A 15,785-nucleotide genomic window follows, 5' to 3' on the forward strand; every position below is an offset into this window, starting at 1 on the left:
AGCAAACAAGTTGAGTGCAGTAGACTTAAGTGGGGTTGACTTACAAAAAGCAAACTTTACTGGTAGCAACCTACAGCAAGCTAACCTGAGTGGTGCAGACTTGAGGCAAGCAAATCTTAACGGTGCAAAAATGCCTGATGGAACTCTCTATCGACGTTAGTTTTACCTAGTAGAGCGCGTCACCTGCTATAATCGCTCTGTTTGTTTTATCGAAAATTAATCTAAAGGTGACGCATCGTACTAATACTGGTTATTCCTTACTCTTCACTATTTCAGGAGAAAGAGGTGGAGAAACAGTGCAACCACCGCCTAAAGGATTTAAGGGGGAATTTAAAAGTATTCAATTAGCTGGCGGGACAAAAGGTTTTTTTTAGAATGGTTGTGGTGCTTATTATACGGTTTGAGTTGAAGGGCAGTATCCAGTTATGTTCTTTGAATAAACACATATTTTGGGTACTTCACTTATCTAATAAGTCTTGTATTTTGTTGTATTTACCTAACACCTCATACAGTTCATAATTAAACTGGATTTGAGAAAATCTAGTTTAATCCTCATATGTCTTAATTAATTCACCCGTTAAGAAAGAATAAATTAGGCCACATATCAAACCTATCATAAGAAAAAACCAAATTACACTAAATATCATAAATCCACAGACAGCTAAAACTACTATAGATAAGTAAATTTGGATCATGCCGGGAATAGCTAAAGAAACTAAAAATAGTATTAAAATACCAAATAGAGTTAGACAGCTATCTAGGAAGTTTTTCAAAGCTAATTCTCTCCAGAATTCCAAATTTGATTGTTTTGTTTCCCTAATTATATTGGGTGATATTAATATTTAACAACTTAAAACGGTCGGATTTAGCACCCAAGTTTTCTAACTATCCTTAACCAATTTAGTAGAAGTTGGTATAATTCAGTTGACAAAGTAGGATTTAGTAGGATATAGTACACTCAACCTCACTCAACGCTGACCCATGAATGTTGAAGATGTTGTACAATGGGCGAATAATTCGATTTTTGATAAAACAGGAGAACATCTTACACCCCTAGAGGAAGCAATAGTGACGGGTGTTTGGCAAAGACAGAAATATCCTCAAATAGCTAAAGAGTTTAATTGTAGTGAATCTCACGTTAAAAAAGAAGCGGCTAAGTTATGGGAAAAGTTGCGTGAGGAATTAGGAGAAGATCTTAATAAATTTAACTTTCGTTCCAAGTTAGAGAAAAAATATCGTGTTTCTCAAGTTGCCCATAGGGGAGATTGTTTACAAATTGATAATGTTAATATTTGCGGTGAATTTATACAAACTATCAAAGATACACAAACCCGATCGCCCAATCCCCCAGATTCTCCCCAAAATCAAGCCCGATCGCCCATAATCGATTTAACAGACGCACCCGAACTCCCTTACTTTTACGATCGCACCTCAGAACTCTCCACCCTCAAACAATGGATTTTGCAAGTCCACACCCGCTTAATCACCATCTACGGCTTAAGCGGAATTGGCAAAAGCGCGATCGCCCTCAAACTGATCGAACAAGTTCAAACCGAATTTGATTATATTATTTGGTTAAGTCTCACTAACACACCCACACTTTCAACCGTCCAAACCGAACTCAAGCAATTTTTTGGGCGATCGCAACAACCCCCATTACCCACAATCATCGATTATTTTCGATCTTCTCGCTGTTTAGTAATCCTTGATGACGTACAAAATATTTTTAAAAGCAGTCAATTAGCAGGTCAATATTTAGCAGGCTATGAAGATTATGGCAAATTTTTCAAACAAATTGCCACATCCTCTCATCAAAGTTGTTTAATCCTCCTCAGTTGGGAAAAACCCAGAGAAATTACTGCTTTAGAAGCAGTAAACCTCTCGACGCAAACCTTAAACCTCAAAGGGTTAGGAGAACAAGCGGCAGAAATTCTCAGAGAAAAAGAATTAGGAGATGAGGAAAAATGGTCAGACTTGATCGGCATTTATCAAGGACATCCTTCCTGGCTAAATATCATCGCTGCTACAATTTTGGAATTATTTAACGGTAGCGTTTCCCTATTTTTAGCAGATGGAACAGCAGATTTATTTTTAGGTGACTTAGAACCCCTTTTAGAATCTCACCTAGAGCGTTTATCAGACTCAGAAAAAAAGGCGTTATACTGGTTAGCCAGTCAAAATGAAGCTGTAGATATTTCGCGACAACCTGCTGATAGTGAATTATCCCAATCAGAATTTTGGCAAGCCATACAATCCTTAGCCCGACGCGGCTTAGTGGAAAAAGTGTTAGTCGGAGGGCGATCGATGTTTTTTCTCAATCCCGTATTCAAATCATACATTCATTGCAAGTTAAATATTATATAACCTATGGGTAATTTCACCCGATCGCAAAGCAATTAAACCAGAGAATTACTCTTTTCTATTTTACATCGATCGCATAAAAGCATTCACCGCATCATATTGGTCTGCCATCCGCGAATAAAACTCGATCGATCGCAAATCCAAATCCGGCAACAGTTCACTCTTACTCACCAACTCATATCCCGTTGGACGCAAACAATGAACCGAAATTACCCCATCCTCCCAAAACCAAACCTCCTGCACACCCACCCGACGATAGATTTCCAGCGTATCAATTCCACCACTCGTCACTGTTATTTCGATCGCCAAATCTGGAACTGACTTGCGCGTACCCAAACAATAAGACTCATCTGGTTCCTTCCGTGCACCCAACTCCTTCATCCCGATGGTTGTACTACCACGCGCATAAAAACGAATGTCTTTCGTCCGCATATAACTTTCTAAAAGTTGACCTAAAGTTTTTTTAGGTTCTTCATGTTCTTCAGATAAAGGAGCCATAATTTCTAAACACCCATCCAAATAAGTTAAACGCGCCCCAGTGTCCGCCAAATCAGCATCCAATTTTTCCAGAGTCTCCCATGTCACGTTTGACAGGAAAGCCGCACCTGTACCCAATCTTGCTTTAGAAATTGCGACAACCATCTGACTTACCTTTTACGATCGCTCTTCCATAATATACGACTTCAAAAACTTGCAGTCTATCGTCATACTAAATCCGGCTGTAATATTCTATTCTTTAGCCCGCGAAGGCGGAATTCGCTTGTGTAGTAACGATTTCAACCGCCGAGTCTGATTGTTACCAAAAATATTTTTCCCCAAAAAAAAGCGCCTTTATTTCTAGGAGCGCTTGCATGTCAATCAAAAGCTAAAACTTAGCCATTGATAGAAGGAGCAACCATTGCTACTGGGTGGTTTCACCAGCAGCCAAATCAAGCGGGAAGTTGTGAGCATTGCGCTCGTGCATCACTTACATACCCAAGTTAGTGCGGTTAATCACATCAGCCCAAGTATTGATCGCACGACCTTGAGAGTCGATAATCGATTGGTTGAAGTTGAAGTTGCTAGGTCGATCGAGATGACAGCTTAATTATGCCCGCACCAACTCCAACCGATATCGATACAAAGCCACAGGATGCCCCCCAGCCGCAAAATAATCCGGGTCTTGCGGCGACAAATAAATCGCTGTCACCTGATCCGCCTCAATTCTTTTACTCGCAGAATCGCCATTTTTCCCGCCTCCAACAACTCGATAAGCCGTTGTTGTTTCCACCTCGTTTAAATAAATATCAGACTCTCCCCGAAAAATCTGCTGAGAAATCTCTGTAGACACAAACTCGCGAGGATTCGGCGTCTCAGTTCCCCGACTGGTAACAATCGAAATTAGTTGGCGTTCCCCTTTCAAAACAGTAATTTGGCGGTTGGGATTCGTCGGATCGACTTTCACCGAAACTACGCCACGATCGCCTAAATAAGCCTTAGCAATATTCAAACCGTTAAAAGTGCGATCGGCTACAATCTTTTGAGCCTTTTTAAGTGTATAATTAGAAATTAACCCAAGATTTTTTTCAGGTTGAAATCGCACTTTAAATAATATCGGCTGCTGCAAATACTGGCGGTTGCTTTCAAACCCAGGCGTGACAATATTTGGCGCTAAAGGAGCGGCTAAATCTACCAAAGTGCTAGCAACATTCCAATTCCCCGCCATCCAGTCGGGATATACCAAATCTCCCTTAGCTACAGCGATAGGAGGCTTGCTTTCCCAATTCGGAAAACTTGATATGCGATCGCCCAAAACCCCCGCCCTCGCACCGCCACCCCACAGCAACACCAGCAAAACCAGACAAAAACCCCAAATTACCTTCATACCCAATTACATTCAAACAACTAATTTTCTGTCTCTCTTTCTCTTCTTTATCTCTTCTCTGCGTTCTCTGCGCCCTCTGCGGTTCATTAATTCAAAAATTAGACAACAAACGACTTAAACATCATATTTTATACCATTTTCATAAACACGCAAGATGCCTGTTGCACAAAAATAAAAGTTCTGCTTGTGGGGAGTAGGGGTTGGGCATCCTACCCGCCCCCAATATGCAATTCAAAGGTGGAAAAGCCGATTTTTTAAAGCGCCTCAACAGGTGCAGGTTCCCAAACCTCCCCGTATTTTTCCTTCAATTCGTGCCAGTTTTCCACCTGTCCGGGTTCGTATTCCCCCGGCTTTCCCCACTGCAAAAACGCGCTCAAAGCAGCCTCATTTTGTTCGTCCAGAAAACGAATTGCATAAGTAGTGAAATTGCCTCTTTTCGCCTCACCCGTTTCAAACTTCACCTGTTTGATTTTGTCCATATTTAGGTGAAACTCAAATATTTCGGCGTGCATATTGGCATACTTTCCCTTCGGCAACTCCGCATAAAACAGCTTGTGAATTGAACCGCGCACTTCCAGCACAGCCGCGCTGCTAGTCACGATTAAACGCAGCGTGCCCAATTGTTCGCAAGCTTCCAAGAATTCTTTCAGATTAGGCATAATTTAATTTGGGAATTGGGTATTGGGAATTGGGCATTGGGCCGAAGAGCCTTGGGCATTGATTATTGGTAATGAAAAATAACAATAACTAACAACCAACAACAACTGACTAATGACTAATGACCAATGACTACTGACTACTGACTACTGACTAATGACTATGTTTCGTGCAGTTCGTAAGCAGCGACTATCCGCTGCACTAGAGGATGTCGCACCACATCCGCCTGAGAGAATTCGCAGAAAGCAATGCCCTCAACGTTGCGTAGAATGTTTTGGGCGACTGACAATCCCGACTGTTGGTTTGGCGGCAAATCTGTTTGAGTGATATCCCCTGTTACTACCATTCTCGATCGAAAGCCCAGACGAGTCAACACCATTTTCATCTGAGCCGGCGTCGTATTTTGAGCTTCGTCCAAAATTACGAAAGCATTGCTGAGAGTGCGCCCCCGCATATAAGCTAAAGGAGCTACTTCGATCAAGCCTCTTTCCATTAAATCGGCCATTTTTTCAGGGTCGATCATTTCTTGCAGGGCGTCGTAAAGCGGGCGCAAATATGGATCGACTTTTTGCTGCAAATCTCCCGGCAAAAACCCTAATTTTTCGCCAGCTTCCACGGCTGGTCTTGTTAAAATCAGCCGTTCGTACTGCTTGCTCAAAAGCGCTTGCACGGCGAAAATAGCAGCTAGAAATGTTTTGCCAGTACCAGCGGGGCCAATGCAAAATGTCAGGTCGTGCGTGCGTACTGCTTGGACGTATTGCCGCTGCTTGAAGGTTTTGGCTCTAATTTCTTCGCCGCGGCGGGTTCTGGCGAGAACATCTCGCTGCAAGTCTTGTAAATCGCCTTGGCGGTTGGTATCCAAAGCTTGGCGCGCCGTCTGGATTTCAACTCCGGTAATATTTTTGCCGGATTTCCAATAGTCGGAGAGCGATCGCACTAATTTATGACACAATTCTACTTGAGTTTTTGTGCCCGAAATCAGCAGTTCTTGCCCTCGCATTACCAGGGTAGCACCGGTTTGCTTAGAGATCATTTTCAGGTTTTCTTCTTGATTACCGGCCAGCGACATTGCACTTTGGGTGCTCGGTAACTCTATTGTTAGTTTTTCATTCATGCCAACATAATCTCCTCCAAATAAGCAATTAAAAGTTAACAACTAAACGTTCAACCAGTCACTATTTGCAAACAAAAAGACGCCCGTTACTAGGCTTTACCTAGTATCTAAAGCGTCTTTTAGATTTAGCTCCCAAATGAGTTTGGTGCTTGAGGCACAAATCAAATCTCCCTTCTATTAAGTCAGGCAATTTTAGATTTTAGATGTGAAATTTTAGATTTTAGATGAACCTGATGCCGCTGACATTTGAAATTTAAAATTTTACATTTGTTTCCGATCGCAAAACCGGCAATTTCAAACCAAACGGGGCTTGTAATACAAACTCTACAACAGGCAATCTAAAATCTAAAATTCTTTCTGGGTTCTGCAGTTAGTTAATAACCGGGAGTATTTCTGCTCGTTCTAAACGTAGGTGTGTTAGTACGGCGAGGTTGTTCTCTCGGAGTTCTGCTAGCCAAGGGACTCGGCGACGGAGGCGGCGTCCGGGGTCGGAAGTCGCCTCGCGGCTCGCGCGAGCCACGATCTGGGCGATCCCGATCCGGGCGATCCCGATCCGGGCGATCCCGATCGCCCCTGGGCGGGCCAGATCCACGATCGCCCGCTTCGCCATCGTATATATCTAAGTAGAGGGACTGACCAGCCGTCTGCGCCACCGCTTCGAGCGTAGTTCTAATCGCCTGAATATTGCGTCCGCCCCTACCGTAAACCCGGCCTTTGTCGGGATCTTCAAAAGCCAGCCTAACCCAGACCCGCGATTGGCGCGGGTGCAGTTCGCAATCAACCCGCAAAGAGCCGGGGGTCTCTAAAAAAGGCCCAATTAAAAACTTAACCAGTCCAGCATAGTTGGGACTAGCTGACTGTTGCTGTGCTGGATTCAACGTTAGCTCCGGCTCCGACTTGTTCAAATACATGGGCTTTTCTCAAGATGTCACGCACGGTGTCAGTTGGCTGAGCGCCTTCTTGCAGGCGCTTGACAATCGCTGGAACATCCAGCCGGGTTTCGTTATTTCTGGGGTTGTAATAGCCGAGCTCTTCTAGGGGACGGCCGTCGCGGCGAGTAGAACTGTTCATCGCTACAATTCGGTAGCTGGTCTCGCGTTTTTTCCCGTATCTCTTCAATCGCAGTTTGATCATCTTCTTGCACAATAGTCTTGTTCCAATTCTAAGCTATTTTGTCAGTGCTCCTTCCCCGAACCCCAACTCAACCCCTATTTCTTAACCTCCGACCAAAATATCGCTACGATTTGCTGCCCCCAAGGCAGGTCTGGCGCCGTCAATGTGCGGTGTAATTGCTACTGGCAAAATCGATGCAGTTCCCCACTGCTGCACCAATTTTTGCAAAAATATATCTTGCTGCTCTCTCAAAGAGTCCCAATCGGTGCCGCGATTAATAATTGCAAACCAAACTAAACCCCGATCGCGCGTGGGTATGGCTCCCGCCAAAGCAATCACCGTGTCCAAAGTACCAGTTTTCACCACAGCCGATCGCGGAATGTGTCGGTATTCCAAAGTTCCTTTATCGCGCCCGGACACCGGAAACAAGTCAGCAACTGTCAGCCCAGTCGTCTGAAGGTTGCGCGCGATCGCCTGCATCATCCCACAAGCCGCCCTCGGAGACATCTGATTTTCCACTCCCAATCCCGAACCATTAACTAATTGAAGTTCCTCCTCCGGCACCCCCGCGGCCCAAGTCGCTTGCTGCTGCACTATTTTTGCCCCGCCCAAATCGTCGGTCAGCATCTGAGCCATTTCATTGTCGCTGTGGACGTTCATCTGCTTGAGAATTTCGGCTAAAGGGAGCGATCGGCGCTTCAGCAGCAAACGCCCCGAAGTCATAAATTTCTCAGCAATGACGCTGCCGGCAACCGTTACTTGCGGCTTTCTAGTTCCCGGAGCCATCTTAGAATACATTGCCACCACGTCCGCAGGCCAATTACTACCCTCAAGAGCTTGCCGCAGTATCTCCCCCGCCACCAAAGGATCGGACTGATAATTCATGCGGAAATTGCCTGTCACCACCAAATTCCCCGCCACACGATTGATACCCATTTGATTGAGAGCATTGCCCACGGCGATCGCCTCCTCCCACACAAACAGCGGATCGCCCCCGCCGCTGACCACCAAATCCCCCTGCAATACACCATTCCTAATCGGCCCCGTTCCCCGGAACCGCGTTTCAAACTGATAATCCGCGCCCCAAGTTTCCAGCGACGCTAGAGAAGTCGCAATCTTAGTCAGCGAAGCCCCAGGCATCAGCGTCTTGCCCTGCTGACTTACCAGCGGCATCATTCCCGCTTGCACCCAAATTCCCTGATTGCCCTCAATCAAGTTCTTGTCTTTCAACTCTTTTAAATATTCCCGCACTGTCGCTTCTGCTGGCAAGTCGGGATTTGCCGCATTTATTCGCCCAAAAGCCAAATCTTCGGCCACCACTAACCCGGGTATCCCTCCCCGCCAAGCCAGCACTGACGCAGCATTAGGCGCGGCACTGCCTACTCCAGCCATGTCCAGCCACAGAGACATCATCCCTGAGCTAAATAAATCCAGCATTTTTTACTCCTAAAGTCAATCGATATTAGATTTTAGATTTGAGATTAAAGAATTGAAGAAAGCGCTCCCACTGATAAATCCGGGGGCAAGTGATGAGGATGGGGAGCTTTTTTTTCGCTCCACGGATGAATCCGGGGTTTCCGGACTAAAGTGCTTGCGGTCATGTAAACTATTTCATTGATTTTTTCAAGATGCCGTCAAAAATAGTAAAGTAGTGACAAAACAAGTTCTATCAGAGTAGTCGGAAATAAGAATTGTCCGATCGCCCTAGCGAGCGGATTTTAGTTCTTTATTCAGACTTGTGGATTCAAGATCCTGACCGAAAGACGAGACGCAAGCCCCGGGCTACCGACATGGGGATAAGTCGGTAGCGGTTTCAACCGCCGTGTATAATCAGCACAAGCGAAAAGTGAGTAGGAATAACATAAGAGCGCATTGAAGTACCCTAGTATGGAGCAATCCCAGCAACGGACAGATCCAACTAGATTTGGAATAGTTAAAGGGCAAATAATGGCAGGGTATGGAGCGTTCAAACTTAAACATACGAAGGCCTCAGAAAGTATACGCAATCTCAGCTTTAAGCTGTTTGAGTGAGTAGAGGGATACTTGAATGTCCCGTTGTCGCCTTGATTGGTGGGCAAGAATCCCCCGGCTTTAGACGTGGGGAGGTTCAATTCCTGGTAGAATTTTTAGTGTTTCTCAAACATTGGTCAATGGGATCGACACGCGCAAGAATTGCAATAGACGCTATGGGTGGGGATCATGCCCCCGCCGAAGTTGTAGCTGGAGCGCTTAAGGCACAAGAAGAATTAGGCGTAGAGATTTTGCTTGTGGGCGACCCACAGCAAATAGAAGACTCGCTCCGGCAACAAGACGCGATCGGCCGCGTCTGTACAGGTCAGCTAGAAATCGTTCCTTCTGAAGGAACGGTGGAAATGCACGAAGAACCTTTGAGTGCCCTCAAACGCAAGCCCAACGCTTCGATTAACGTAGCGATGAACTTGGTAAAGCAGCAGCAAGCTGATGCTGTGGTGTCCGCCGGTCACTCCGGCGCGGCAATGGCTGCTGCCCTGCTCAGGTTGGGTCGGCTCCCCGGAATCGATCGCCCTGCGATCGGTGCGGTTTTGCCGACAATGATACCGGGCAGCTCTGTACTCATTCTCGATGTTGGCGCTAATGTGGACTGCCGCCCCAAATTTTTGGAGCAGTTCGCTCTTATGGGAACTATTTACAGCCAGTGTGTGCTGGGTGTCGCCGAACCTAAAATCGGCCTGCTCAACATTGGCGAAGAACCTTCTAAAGGCAACGACGCAGCCGTGCGAACTCACCAGTTATTGGTGGACAACCCGAACATTCCTTTTGTGGGCAATGCCGAAGGCCGCGACGTGCTGTCTGGGAAGTTCGACGTGATTGTCTGCGACGGGTTTGTCGGCAACGTGTTGTTGAAGTTTGCCGAAGCGGTGGGCGAAGTCGTAGTCCAAGTGCTTAAGGAAGAGTTGGTCAAAGGACTCCAACATCAAATTAACGACCCTATGCTGCAAAAAAGCTTGCAAGGATTCAAGCAGCGGGTAGACCACGTTGAACACGGCGGCGGTTTGCTGTTGGGCGTTGCTGGAGTTTGCATTATCAGCCACGGTTCGTCTCAAGCTGCTTCAATTTTCAATGCCATTCGTTTGGCGAAGGAGGCTGTTGACAACCAAGTGCTGGAGCGAATTCGATCGTCCAATAACCAAAGCGCTCTGGAACAAGAAGCTGTGAACTAGAGGCAGTAAGTAGGAATTAAAAATTAAAAATGTAAAATTAAAAATGTCAGCTTAAACCAACTGTTTTGCTTAAAAAAAAGTAATTTCAGCAGTTTAAAAAATAATTTTAATTGGTAGTTTTTAATTTTTAATTTCTCTATCGAACAGCGAGTAAATGGAGAGGAATGTTGCAGCAATCAGGGTACGGCATTGCCGTCACGGGTAGCGGTTCTTGTACACCGCAGGTTTCGCTGGATAATAACGGTTTGAGTCAGATAGTAGAAACGAATGACGAGTGGATTGGCGCGCGGACGGGTATTCGCTCCCGCAGGCTGGCGGACGATCGCACTTCTTTGTGCGATTTAGCCACAGAGGCATCTCAAAAGGCGATCGCCATGGCAGAAATTTCGCCGACAGATATCGATTTAATTATTTTGGCGACTTCGAGTCCTGACGATTTGTTTGGCACTGCGAGTAAAATTCAATATCAGTTGGGCGCGACAAAAGCTGTGGCTTTTGATTTGACAGCAGCTTGTTCCGGCTTTGTTTTTGGTTTAGTTACAGCCTCGCAGTTCATTCGGACAGGGGTGTATCAAAATGTTTTGCTGATCGGAGCAGATATTTTATCTCGCTGGGTAAATTGGTCGGATCGAGGTACTTGCATTCTTTTTGGAGACGGTGCAGGTGCGGTGGTATTGCAAGTTTCAGAAGTCGATCACTTTTTGGGATTTGAAATTCGCAGCGACGGCACACAAAATTCGTCTCTCAATTTGGCTTACAAAGCCGAGTCAAAAGAATTAATTGAGGGCGTCAGCGTCGCAGTTGGCGGATTTGAACCCATCACAATGAATGGTCAAGAAATCTATCGCTTTGCCGTGAGAAAAGTGCCGGAAGTCATAGAAAAAGCTATGTTTCGGGCAAATGTCAGCGCTGCGGAAATTGACTGGCTGTTGTTGCACCAAGCCAATCAGCGGATTCTCGATGCAGTTGCCCAAAGGCTAAAGATTCCCCCCGAAAAAGTAATCAGCAATTTGGCAAATTACGGCAATACCTCCGCGGCTTCAATTCCCCTTGCCTTAGACGAAGCCGTGCGTCTGGGTAAAGTTAAAGCGGGCGATACTATTGCTGCTGCTGGTTTCGGTGCAGGTTTGACTTGGGGGGCTGCGATTTTTAAATGGGGAAGGTAATACCATTTTCGATTTTAGATTTTAGATTGGGAATTACTGAGGAACTATGGGTTTGGAGCTGGTAAAGCAGTTTCATTCTTTTTGGGAACTGGTATAATGTTTGGCGGCTTTAAACTTTGGCTAATGATTGTGGGGAGTGCGACCGTTGCATAATACAAATCCTTTAACAAGCCATACATAGGGCAAGGGGCGCAGCCGTACTCCCTCGGGACAGGAGTTCTTGACAAGCCCGCCCTGAGATTGAAAATCCTCTATTCTTCGATCGACTTTCCCCGGCTTGAAGGTTAAAAATTTTGTTACGGCTATTAATTAAATTAAAGTAGCAAAAAAAATATAAACCTGGTTAAAATCGCAATTATATGTTATAGTTGTGAGTCGCGAGTAGATAGTTCGTTAACCGAAAGATAGCGGATACCAGCGAGCGAAGTTAGAAGCGGGAAAGAAAGAATTTTTGCAATCACCAATTAGCAACCACCAATTAGCAGATTACCGGAAAAATGACTAAAACAGCATGGGTATTTCCCGGACAAGGTTCCCAGGCGATCGGGATGGGTGCAGACTTATTAAACTTGCCAACAGCCAAAGCCAAATTTGAGCTCGCTAAAGAAATTTTAGGCTGGTCTGTCCCGGAAGTTTGCCAAAAAGAAGAAGCAAAACTATCTCGGACGCTCTACACTCAGCCTTGCTTGTTCGTAGTAGAAAGTATTTTGGCCGACTTAGTGCGAGAAAAAAGCGATCGACCAGCGGTAGTTGCCGGTCACAGTTTAGGAGAATACGTTGCCCTCTACGCAGCAGGCGTCTTTGACTTTGAAACCGGATTGCGCTTAGTCAAACGCCGCGCCGAACTCATGGACACTGCCTCCGGCGGTCAAATGGTGGCTTTGATCGGGTTCGACAGGCAGGAACTAGAACTGCAAATTCAATACAGCCGAGACGTAGTGCTGGCAAACGACAACAGCGAAGCACAAGTCGTGATTTCTGGAACGCCCGCAGCAGTAGAAGATTTGCTTGCCAAAATCAAAGTCAAACGCGCCGTTAAATTGAATGTTTCCGGTGCATTTCACTCTCCCCTGATGGCCGGGGTGGCAGCCGAATTTCAACTAGCCTTAAAGTCTGCCAGGTTTTCCGATGCTAAAATGCTAGTGCTCTCGAACGCAGAACCGTCAGCCACTACCAGCGCAGCCACTTTAAAGCAACGGTTGACTCAGCAGATGACCAAAGGCGTGCGCTGGCGAGAAATTTCCATGCAATTGCCCCAACAAGGAATCGATCGAGTAGTGGAAATTGGCCCCGGCAAAGTTCTCACAGGTTTGATCAAACGGACTTGTCCCGATTTAGCGCTGGTAAATGTTAGCAGTTTTGCAGATTTACCAGCTTAATCTATTTTTAACCTGTGATCAAATCGCAGGCTGTAAAATTCAGAGTTAACAGGCTCTAAGATTGCCCAAAAATGAATCGCACAACAGGCAACTCCGAATATTGGCTGTTGTGCAAATTGGGGATAGACGATCCAGACAGTTAGAAAATATTAATCAAAAATCTAGAAATCGATCGACCTGACGGGGCGATCGACAAATCCTGATATACACTAGGCATAAAAACCAAGCTTAGGAGCGCGAATTAAATAACTTACAATTTTAATTGTTATTGTGGGATGGGCGTCCCGCCCGTCCACTCATGACGGGCGGGACGCCCATCCCACTTTCAAGAGTGGAAGTTATTTAATTCTCATTCCTTATCTGGTACTTATTATGAAAAAAGTCCTTTACTGGTTGATGGGCGACAAGGCAGGCAGAACCATAGTTGGTGCCTGGAATTGGATGTGGGGACTGCCCGTAGAATCCGGCGGCCCGGTGGCGGTGGCGGTAGCCGAAGAGTCGCTGCGATCGATGCAAGAATCCGTGCAAAAGCTAGCAGCAGCAGTCTCCACCCAAGTTGCAGCCTACCAGCGCGCCAAAACGAAATATGAAGAAAAAGTTAGGGAAATGCAAACCGTAGAGCGCCAAGCCATCACAGCCCAGCGCAACGGCAACGAAGAAGCAGCCCGCTTGGCAATGGCGAAGGTAATTCAGACAGAACAAATTCTGCCGCAATTAGAATCCCAAGTAAAACAAGCCGAACAATACGTCAACGCTTCCAAAGACAAGCTAAATCGAGAACGGATGAAGCTGGAAGCTTACAAAACCGATATGCAAAATATGAAAGATATGGCCGAGATTAACGAAGCCCTCTGAGCCATATCCAAAGTCAACAACGACCTCAGTATCGATTCAGCTCGATCGCAATTTGAGCAAGCCAAAAACGCCGTCCACGGCCGCAACCTCAAACAGCAAGCTTTAGCAGAAATATCTGAGAACCCCCAAGAAAGACTTCAGGCAGAATTAGAAAATATGACCTTAGACGATGAAGTTAATCGCAGGCTACAAATGTTAGACGACTCCAACAACAAAGAACTTCCCAGCTAAGGACAATTTTATGGCTAAGAGCGGGCCTCCCCCCATAGTTTTTATCCTGTTATTTCTCTTGCTAGCCGGTGGTGGCTGGTTCTTTTTTCTCAACAAACCAGCGTCGCAAGATGTTAGTAACAATCCCCCCACTCCCACACCCGCAGGCGATGTCGTCCCACTTCCCGTCGCGCCAGTAGTCGGCGGTGCTTCGCCTGTTGCAGCTAGTTCCTTTGCACTTCCAGCTTCCGTACCTGCGGGCACGACTGTCAGGATTCAAGGTTCTACCAGTATGGTGACAATCAACCTCAACCTTAAGAATGGCTTTCAAGCGAAGTTTCCTGGCACTAGAGTTGATTCCAAAGCTAACGGTTCTGCAAAGGGAATTCAAGATTTGCTCGCAGGAACAGCCGATATTGCTGCGGTATCGCAGCCTTTGACGGCTCAAGAACAAGGTCAGGGTTTGGCAGCGGTGCCTGTTGCTCTAGATACGATCGCCCTTGTAGTCGGCGTGAACAACCCCTTCAAAGGAGGTTTAACCTCGGCTCAAGTTCAAGATATTTTCAAGGGAAATACTCAAGACTGGTCGAAAGTCGGCGGCCCGGCAGGCCCGATTAAAGTAATTAACAGACCGGCAGTTAGTGGCACTCACCAAACGTTTAAAGAACAAGTGCTCGGAGGTGGCGAGTTTGGTACGACGGCAAATATTAGTACGCTCGATCGAGATGCAACAACTCCTCTGCTGCAAGCTTTAGGCAATAACGGTATTGGCTATGCGACTTTCGCTCAAGTAGCCAATCAGAGAACAGTGCGCGTTGTTCCCGTCAACGGTGCGACGCCGGATGCGGGTAACTATCCTTACAAGCGGCCGTTGTACTACGCCTACAAAAATCCTCCCAGCCAAGCAGTTAAGGATTTCTTGGGCTACGCAATTTCTTCGGAAGGACAAAAAGCCATGCTGGCTGGAAATTGAGCCTTTGCAAAGTTTTGACATTCAGGAATTCGCCAGAATAAATTCTGGCGCTACACAAGCAAAGTCCGCCTGCGCGGACTATATTCTTCAGTCCGCGCAGGCGGACTTCGTTTGGCAAGAAGCGGTTTAAACCGCCGAATAATCTCAAACGGACTCGATCTGATAGGCTAATATTCGATGTAATTTAAAATCTAAGGTTTTCTGTGAGCAAAAGTCGCGAACCAGTCGAAAGTTTACTTCTCTACTATTTATTCAAATGGTCAATTGTCAGCCCGATGCTGCACCTGTACTTTCGGGGCCGCATCTACGGTGCAGAAAATGTTCCGACAGAAGGGCCGCTGGTGGTAGTCAGCAATCACGCCAGCGATTTTGACCCGCCGATTTTGTCTAATTGCATGAGGCGACCGGTCGCATTTATGGCAAAGGAAGAGTTATTTAAAGTTCCTATTTTGAAGCAGGCAATTACGCTTTACGGTGCTTATCCAGTCAAGCGGGAAAGTGCCGATCGCAGTGCAATTCGATCGGCGATCAACTCTTTGGAAAATGGCTGGGCGACGGGTGTATTTTTGCAGGGAACTCGCACGCCAGACGGCAGAATTACTGAACCGAAATTAGGTGCGGCGCTGATAGCTGCTAAGGCAAAAGCGCCGCTCTTACCTGTTAGTTTGTGGGGAACTCACGCGATTTCGTCGAAAGGTTCGGGAATGCCGCGTCCGGTGCCGCTGACGGTGCGAATTGGCAAGCTAATTGAAGCGCCCGGTTCCTCGGATCGCGAGGAGTTGCAAGCGTTGACTCAAAGATGTGCGATCGAGATCAATGCGATGCACGATTTGGGGCGCTGATTTGCTTGGAGGATGTTTTGTATAACTTACGAAGAAAGCTGGTTTGATAGA

Annotated in this window: 15 protein-coding genes and 1 pseudogene; 8 read left to right on the forward strand and 8 right to left on the reverse strand. The window is 46.2% G+C overall.

Going from position 1 to position 15,785, the window contains the following annotated elements; all coding sequences use genetic code 11:
- Window positions 1–10 precede the first annotated feature (10 nt).
- Together QUB26_RS06000 and QUB26_RS06005 are read left to right on the forward strand one after the other, a co-directional pair.
- The gene (locus tag QUB26_RS06000; RefSeq protein ID WP_333246422.1) at window positions 11–160 is read left to right on the forward strand and encodes a pentapeptide repeat-containing protein; all 150 of its coding nucleotides are present in this window, start codon (window positions 11–13) and stop codon (window positions 158–160) included.
- An 821-nt stretch (window positions 161–981) separates the two neighbouring features.
- A complete protein-coding gene (locus tag QUB26_RS06005) occupies window positions 982–2,364 on the forward strand; it encodes an ATP-binding protein (RefSeq protein ID WP_333246423.1) in 1,383 nt (460 codons plus the stop codon).
- Between the two features lie 60 nt (window positions 2,365–2,424).
- On the opposite strand, the gene QUB26_RS06010 is transcribed toward QUB26_RS06005, so the two are convergent.
- The 8 genes and pseudogenes from QUB26_RS06010 to QUB26_RS06045 form a co-directional block, all read right to left on the reverse strand.
- Complete coding sequence (locus tag QUB26_RS06010) at window positions 2,425–3,003, reverse strand: Uma2 family endonuclease (RefSeq protein WP_333246425.1); 579 nt, start codon at window positions 3,001–3,003, stop codon at window positions 2,425–2,427.
- 230 nt (window positions 3,004–3,233) lie between these two features.
- Window positions 3,234–3,424 (reverse strand): annotated as a pseudogene (locus QUB26_RS06015) (photosystem II q(b) protein); the annotation flags it as partial.
- A 24-nt stretch (window positions 3,425–3,448) separates the two neighbouring features.
- Window positions 3,449–4,225 (reverse strand): DUF6816 family protein, encoded by a 777-nt coding sequence (locus tag QUB26_RS06020; protein WP_333246823.1) that lies wholly within the window; start codon window positions 4,223–4,225, stop codon window positions 3,449–3,451.
- Window positions 4,226–4,479: 254 nt separating this feature from the next.
- Window positions 4,480–4,884, reverse strand: coding sequence for a ChuX/HutX family heme-like substrate-binding protein (locus tag QUB26_RS06025; RefSeq protein ID WP_333057403.1), 405 nt, complete (start codon window positions 4,882–4,884; stop codon window positions 4,480–4,482).
- A 158-nt stretch (window positions 4,885–5,042) separates the two neighbouring features.
- Entirely contained in the window at window positions 5,043–5,996 is a 954-nt protein-coding gene (locus QUB26_RS06030; protein WP_333246821.1) for a PhoH family protein, read from the reverse strand.
- A gap of 374 nt (window positions 5,997–6,370) precedes the next feature.
- Window positions 6,371–6,874, reverse strand: a complete 504-nt coding sequence (locus tag QUB26_RS06035) for a KH domain-containing protein (protein WP_333057401.1) — start codon at window positions 6,872–6,874, stop codon at window positions 6,371–6,373.
- The gene (gene rpsP / locus QUB26_RS06040) at window positions 6,846–7,130 is read right to left on the reverse strand and encodes a 30S ribosomal protein S16 (RefSeq protein WP_006633724.1); all 285 of its coding nucleotides are present in this window, start codon (window positions 7,128–7,130) and stop codon (window positions 6,846–6,848) included. Before rpsP ends, QUB26_RS06035 begins: the two co-directional genes overlap by 29 nt.
- A gap of 81 nt (window positions 7,131–7,211) precedes the next feature.
- On the reverse strand, window positions 7,212–8,546 hold the full coding sequence (locus tag QUB26_RS06045) for a D-alanyl-D-alanine carboxypeptidase (protein ID WP_333317109.1): 1,335 nt from the start codon (window positions 8,544–8,546) through the stop codon (window positions 7,212–7,214).
- Between the two features lie 713 nt (window positions 8,547–9,259).
- Here QUB26_RS06045 and plsX point away from each other — a divergent pair.
- The 6 genes from plsX to QUB26_RS06075 all read left to right on the forward strand — a co-directional run bounded on the left by plsX (window position 9,260) and on the right by QUB26_RS06075 (window position 15,734).
- Window positions 9,260–10,309, forward strand: a complete 1,050-nt coding sequence (gene plsX, locus QUB26_RS06050) for a phosphate acyltransferase PlsX (RefSeq protein ID WP_333246817.1) — start codon at window positions 9,260–9,262, stop codon at window positions 10,307–10,309.
- Window positions 10,310–10,473: 164 nt separating this feature from the next.
- The gene (locus QUB26_RS06055; protein ID WP_333317111.1) at window positions 10,474–11,475 is read left to right on the forward strand and encodes a beta-ketoacyl-ACP synthase III; all 1,002 of its coding nucleotides are present in this window, start codon (window positions 10,474–10,476) and stop codon (window positions 11,473–11,475) included.
- Window positions 11,476–11,972: 497 nt separating this feature from the next.
- Window positions 11,973–12,854: an ACP S-malonyltransferase gene (gene fabD, locus QUB26_RS06060; protein ID WP_333177985.1), complete on the forward strand. Its 882-nt coding sequence runs from the start codon at window positions 11,973–11,975 to the stop codon at window positions 12,852–12,854.
- A gap of 270 nt (window positions 12,855–13,124) precedes the next feature.
- Complete coding sequence (locus QUB26_RS06065; protein WP_333317113.1) at window positions 13,125–13,709, forward strand: hypothetical protein; 585 nt, start codon at window positions 13,125–13,127, stop codon at window positions 13,707–13,709.
- Window positions 13,710–13,950: 241 nt separating this feature from the next.
- Window positions 13,951–14,892 carry a phosphate ABC transporter substrate-binding protein gene (locus QUB26_RS06070; protein WP_333317115.1) on the forward strand — a complete coding sequence of 314 codons (942 nt, stop codon included), beginning with the start codon at window positions 13,951–13,953 and terminating at the stop codon, window positions 14,890–14,892.
- A 203-nt stretch (window positions 14,893–15,095) separates the two neighbouring features.
- Window positions 15,096–15,734, forward strand: coding sequence for a lysophospholipid acyltransferase family protein (locus tag QUB26_RS06075; protein WP_333245199.1), 639 nt, complete (start codon window positions 15,096–15,098; stop codon window positions 15,732–15,734).
- Window positions 15,735–15,785: the final 51 nt, after the last annotated feature.

The sequence above is a fragment of the Microcoleus sp. B4-C1 genome, assembly GCF_036705285.1.
Classification (GTDB): Bacteria; Cyanobacteriota; Cyanobacteriia; order Cyanobacteriales; family Microcoleaceae; genus Microcoleus.

Excerpts from the sequence above, each read along its gene's own strand:
- QUB26_RS06005 (WP_333246423.1), top strand. The coding sequence starts at position 982 with ATGAATGTTGAAGATGTTGTACAATGGGCGAATAATTCGATTTTTGAT.
- QUB26_RS06010 (WP_333246425.1), bottom strand. The coding sequence starts at position 3,003 with ATGGTTGTCGCAATTTCTAAAGCAAGATTGGGTACAGGTGCGGCTTTC.
- QUB26_RS06020 (WP_333246823.1), bottom strand. The coding sequence starts at position 4,225 with ATGAAGGTAATTTGGGGTTTTTGTCTGGTTTTGCTGGTGTTGCTGTGG.
- QUB26_RS06025 (WP_333057403.1), bottom strand. The coding sequence starts at position 4,884 with ATGCCTAATCTGAAAGAATTCTTGGAAGCTTGCGAACAATTGGGCACG.
- QUB26_RS06030 (WP_333246821.1), bottom strand. The coding sequence starts at position 5,996 with ATGAATGAAAAACTAACAATAGAGTTACCGAGCACCCAAAGTGCAATG.
- rpsP (WP_006633724.1), bottom strand. The coding sequence starts at position 7,130 with ATGATCAAACTGCGATTGAAGAGATACGGGAAAAAACGCGAGACCAGC.
- QUB26_RS06045 (WP_333317109.1), bottom strand. The coding sequence starts at position 8,546 with ATGCTGGATTTATTTAGCTCAGGGATGATGTCTCTGTGGCTGGACATG.
- plsX (WP_333246817.1), top strand. The coding sequence starts at position 9,260 with ATGGGATCGACACGCGCAAGAATTGCAATAGACGCTATGGGTGGGGAT.
- QUB26_RS06055 (WP_333317111.1), top strand. The coding sequence starts at position 10,474 with ATGTTGCAGCAATCAGGGTACGGCATTGCCGTCACGGGTAGCGGTTCT.
- fabD (WP_333177985.1), top strand. The coding sequence starts at position 11,973 with ATGACTAAAACAGCATGGGTATTTCCCGGACAAGGTTCCCAGGCGATC.
- QUB26_RS06070 (WP_333317115.1), top strand. The coding sequence starts at position 13,951 with ATGGCTAAGAGCGGGCCTCCCCCCATAGTTTTTATCCTGTTATTTCTC.